Origin of the sequence: Micromonospora sp. NPDC049580 (genome assembly GCF_040675595.1) — a bacterium.
Classification (GTDB): Bacteria; Actinomycetota; Actinomycetes; order Mycobacteriales; family Micromonosporaceae; genus Micromonospora.
Map to the genome: position 1 here is coordinate 1 of NZ_JBFAPG010000536.1, position 3979 is coordinate 3979.

Annotated in this window: 3 protein-coding genes; all 3 read left to right on the top strand. The window is 69.9% G+C overall.

All coding sequences use genetic code 11. From position 1 onward, the window contains the following. Positions 1 to 441 precede the first annotated feature (441 nt). The 3 genes from araB (at position 442) to AB0J68_RS28565 (ending at position 3947) form a co-directional block, all read left to right on the top strand. Positions 442 to 2124, top strand: coding sequence for a ribulokinase (gene araB / locus AB0J68_RS28555; RefSeq protein ID WP_363941538.1), 1683 nt, complete (start codon positions 442 to 444; stop codon positions 2122 to 2124). Further along, positions 2121 to 2813 (top strand): L-ribulose-5-phosphate 4-epimerase, encoded by a 693-nt coding sequence (locus tag AB0J68_RS28560; RefSeq protein ID WP_354861991.1) that lies wholly within the window; start codon positions 2121 to 2123, stop codon positions 2811 to 2813. The genes araB and AB0J68_RS28560 overlap by 4 nt, the downstream gene beginning before the upstream one ends. 138 nt (positions 2814 to 2951) lie before the next feature. Continuing rightward, positions 2952 to 3947 (top strand): ABC transporter substrate-binding protein, encoded by a 996-nt coding sequence (locus AB0J68_RS28565; RefSeq protein WP_354862004.1) that lies wholly within the window; start codon positions 2952 to 2954, stop codon positions 3945 to 3947. Positions 3948 to 3979 lie beyond the last annotated feature (32 nt).

The window sequence follows — 3979 nt, forward strand, 5'->3', positions numbered from 1 at the left end:
CGGTGGTGGGGGGGGGGGGGGGCGGGGGTGCGTTTAAATCTTACTCCCCCGGGGGGTGTTGTTGTTTTGTTATTTTCACCGCCACCTCCCCCCGACGACCCGGCCACCGTCGCGATCGGACCGTCATCCCGCGGCTCAGTGGTGCGGGACCCTGCTGTCGCCCTGCCGGCTGAGGAGGCGCCGGGCCGACGGCCGGCCGGGGAGGTGTCGGGCCGCCCGCCGGGCGAGGAGGTTTCGGCCGGCCGCCGTTCAGATGTCGCCCTCCCGGCGCTGCCGCGACCGGGCTGGAGGCGGAATCGCCGACTTTGCACCAATCCGGTAGCTACCCGCCCAAGTGGGCGCGCGGGCATCCGCTTTCCGTTACGGAGCTGTTGCAGCTAGATGTCTTGACGGCGCTGGATGTGAGCGTTAACACTATCCCCGATAACGGTGGAGGTGAACATGGAGCGTGTGGACGGAGCTGCCGAAAGCTACGTCGTGGGTGTCGACTTCGGCACTCTCTCCGGGCGGGCCCTGGTGGTCCGGGTTTCCGACGGTGCCGAGTTGGGGACCGCGGTGCACGAGTACGGCGACGGGGTCATCAGCGAGACGCTGCCCGGAGGTCGACCGCTGCCCCCGGACTGGGCGCTGCAAAATCCGGACGACTACCGCGACGTGCTGCGCTACGCCGTTCCGGCGGCGGTGTCCGCCGCGGGAGTGGACCCCGCATCGGTGGTGGGCATCGGCATCGACTTCACCGCCTGCACCGTGCTGCCGACCGACGCCCACGGCACCCCGCTCTGCGAGGATCCCGACCTGCGCGACCGGCCGCACTCCTGGGTCAAACTGTGGAAGCACCACGCCGCGCAGCCGCACGCCGACCGGATCAACGCGCTGGCCCACGAGCGGGCGGAGCCGTGGATCGGCCGGTACGGCGGCAAGATCTCCGCCGAGTGGCAGTACGCCAAGGGTCTGCAGATCCTGGAGGAGGACCCGGAGATCTACCACCGGGCCGAGCGGTTCATCGAGGCCGCCGACTGGATCGTCTGGCAGCTCAGCGGCACCGAGACCCGTAACGTCTGCACCGCGGGCTACAAGGGCATCCTGCAGGACGGGCAGTACCCGTCCGAGAGCTTCCTGACCGCGCTCAACCCCGACTTCGGCGACTTCGTGGCCAAGCTCGACGGTCCGCTGCTGCCGCTCGGCGCCCGCGCCGGCACGCTCACCGCCCGCGCCTCGGCCTGGACCGGTCTGCCGGAGGGGATCGCGGTGGCCGTCGGCAACGTCGACGCGCACGTCACCGCGGCGTCCGCGCAGGCGGTGGAGCCCGGTCGGCTGGTCGCCATCATGGGCACCTCGACCTGCCACGTCGTCAACGGCGCGGAGGTCGCCGAGGTGGCTGGCATGTGCGGTGTCGTGGACGGCGGCATCAGCCCCGGCGCCTGGGGCTACGAGGCCGGGCAGAGCGGTGTCGGCGACATCTTCGGCTGGTTCGTCGCGCACGGCGCCCCCGCCGGGTTCGACTCGCACGAACGCCTCACCGAGCTTGCCGCCAGCCAGCCGGTCGGCGCACACGGCCTGGTCGCCCTGGACTGGTGGAACGGCAACCGCTCGCTGCTGGTCAACCACGACCTCAGCGGGATGATCGTCGGGATGACCCTGGCCACCCGGCCGCAGGACATCTACCGTGCGCTGCTGGAGTCCACGGCGTACGGCACCAGGATGATCATCGACGCGTTCGTCGAGGCCGGGGTGCCGGTGAACGACCTGGTGATCGCCGGCGGTCTCACCAACAACAAGCTGCTGATGCAGATCTACGCCGACGTGACCAAGCGACCGCTGAACATCATCGCCTCGGCGCAGGGGCCGGCGCTCGGGTCGGCGATCCACGCCGCCGTCGCCGCCGGGGCGTACCCGTCGATCCACGAGGCGTCGCAAGCGATGGGGCGGGTGCACGAGGCCGTCTACACGCCGGATCCCGACCGGGCGCGCGCCTACGACGCCCTGTACGCCGAGTACCGGGCGCTGCATGACCACTTCGGTCGGGGCGGCAACGACGTCATGCTCCGCCTGCGGGCGATCCGCAACGCGGCGGTCGAGGCCGTCGCGGCCACGCACGAGGCCCCGCTGGAGGTCGTCGCATGAGCGCAGAGGTAGGTCGACAGATCCGCGAGCTGCGCGAGAGCGTCGCCCGCCTGCACAGCGAGCTGACCCGCTACAACCTGGTCGCCTGGACGTCCGGCAACGTCTCGGCGCGGGTCCCCGGTCAGGACCTCATGGTGATCAAGCCGAGCGGTGTGGGCTACGACGACCTCACGGCCGACACCATGGTGGTCTGCGACCTCGACGGTGTCCTCGTCGAGGGGGACCTCGCCCCGTCCAGCGACACGGCCGCCCACGCCTACGTCTACCGCGCCATGCCCGAGGTCGGCGGTGTCGTGCACACGCACAGCTCGTACGCCAGCGCCTGGGCCGCCTGCGGGGAGGCGATCCCCTGCCACCTCACGGCCCAGGCCGACGAGTTCGGTGGGGAGATCCCGCTGGGCCCGTTCGCGCTGATCGGCGGCGACGACATCGGCAAGGGGATCGTCGCCACCCTCGCCGGGCACCGCTCTCCCGCGGTGCTGATGCGCAACCACGGTGTCTTCTCCATCGGTCGGGACGCCCGGGCGGCGGTCAAGGCCGCGGTCATGTGCGAGGACGTGGCCCGCACCGCGTACCTGGCGCGGACCCTCGGGCAGCCGGTGCCGATCGCGCAGGCCGACATCGACGCCCTCTACCACCGCTACCAGAACGTCTACGGGCAACAAACAGTCGCACCGGCAGGTCCCTGACCGTCTCCATCGGCCGTCCGGGCCCGCCGGTCTGCTCCACCGACGCACCAGCACGCACCACCCGCGTACGCCACCCTTCGCACGTCGGCGGCTCGCGCGGTCCCACCACACCACAGCCAAGGAGAACTGATGAGAAAGATGCGAACGCAGTCCGCTCCGTGGCGCGCTGTCGCGGTCCTCGCCAGCGTGCTGCTCGTGGGCGGCGTGGCGGCCTGCGGCAACAGCGACACCGGCGGCGGCGGGTCCAAGGACGACGGCAAGATCACGATGGGCTTCTCCCAGGTCGGTGCGGAGAGCGGGTGGCGTACCGCGAACACCACCTCGATCAAGGATGCCGCGGCCGCGGCGGGCATCGAGCTGAAGTTCGACGACGCTCAGCAGAAGCAGGAAAACCAGATCAAGGCGATCCGTAACTACATCCAGCAGAAGGTCGACGTGATCGCCTTCTCGCCGGTGGTGGAGTCCGGGTGGGACACCGTCCTCAAGGAGGCCAAGGACGCCGGCATTCCGGTCATCCTGACCGACCGCTCGGTCGACTCGGCCGACAAGACCCTCTACAAGACCTTCCTCGGCTCGGACTTCGTCAAGGAGGGCCGTCTCGCCGGTGAGTGGCTGGTCGAGCAGAAGAAGGCCGCCTCGGGCCCGGTGAACATCGTGGAGTTGCAGGGCACCACCGGCGCGGCGCCGGCCAACGACCGCAAGAAGGGCTTCGCCGAGGCGATCGCCGCCAACCCGAACCTGAAGGTCATCGCCTCGCAGACGGGCGACTTCACCCGGGCCGGCGGCAAGCAGGTCATGGAGCAGTTCCTCAAGGCCAACCCGAAGATCGACGTGCTGTTCGCGCACAACGACGACATGGGTCTGGGCGCGCTCGAGGCGATCACCGCGGCCGGCAAGGTGCCCGGCAAGGACATCACCATCATCACTGTGGACGCCGTCAAGGACGGTATGCAGGCCCTGGCCGACGGGAAGTTCAACTTCATCGCGGAGTGCAGCCCGTTGCTCGGCCCGCAGCTGATGGACCTGGCCAAGAAGGTCCACGCGGGCGAGACGGTGCCGGCTCGGATCGAGACCGAGGAGACCACCTTCACGACTGAGCAGGCCAAGGAGGCTCTGCCCAACCGCAAGTACTGATCGACGCAGGGGGGTCGCCGCGCTCGCGTGGC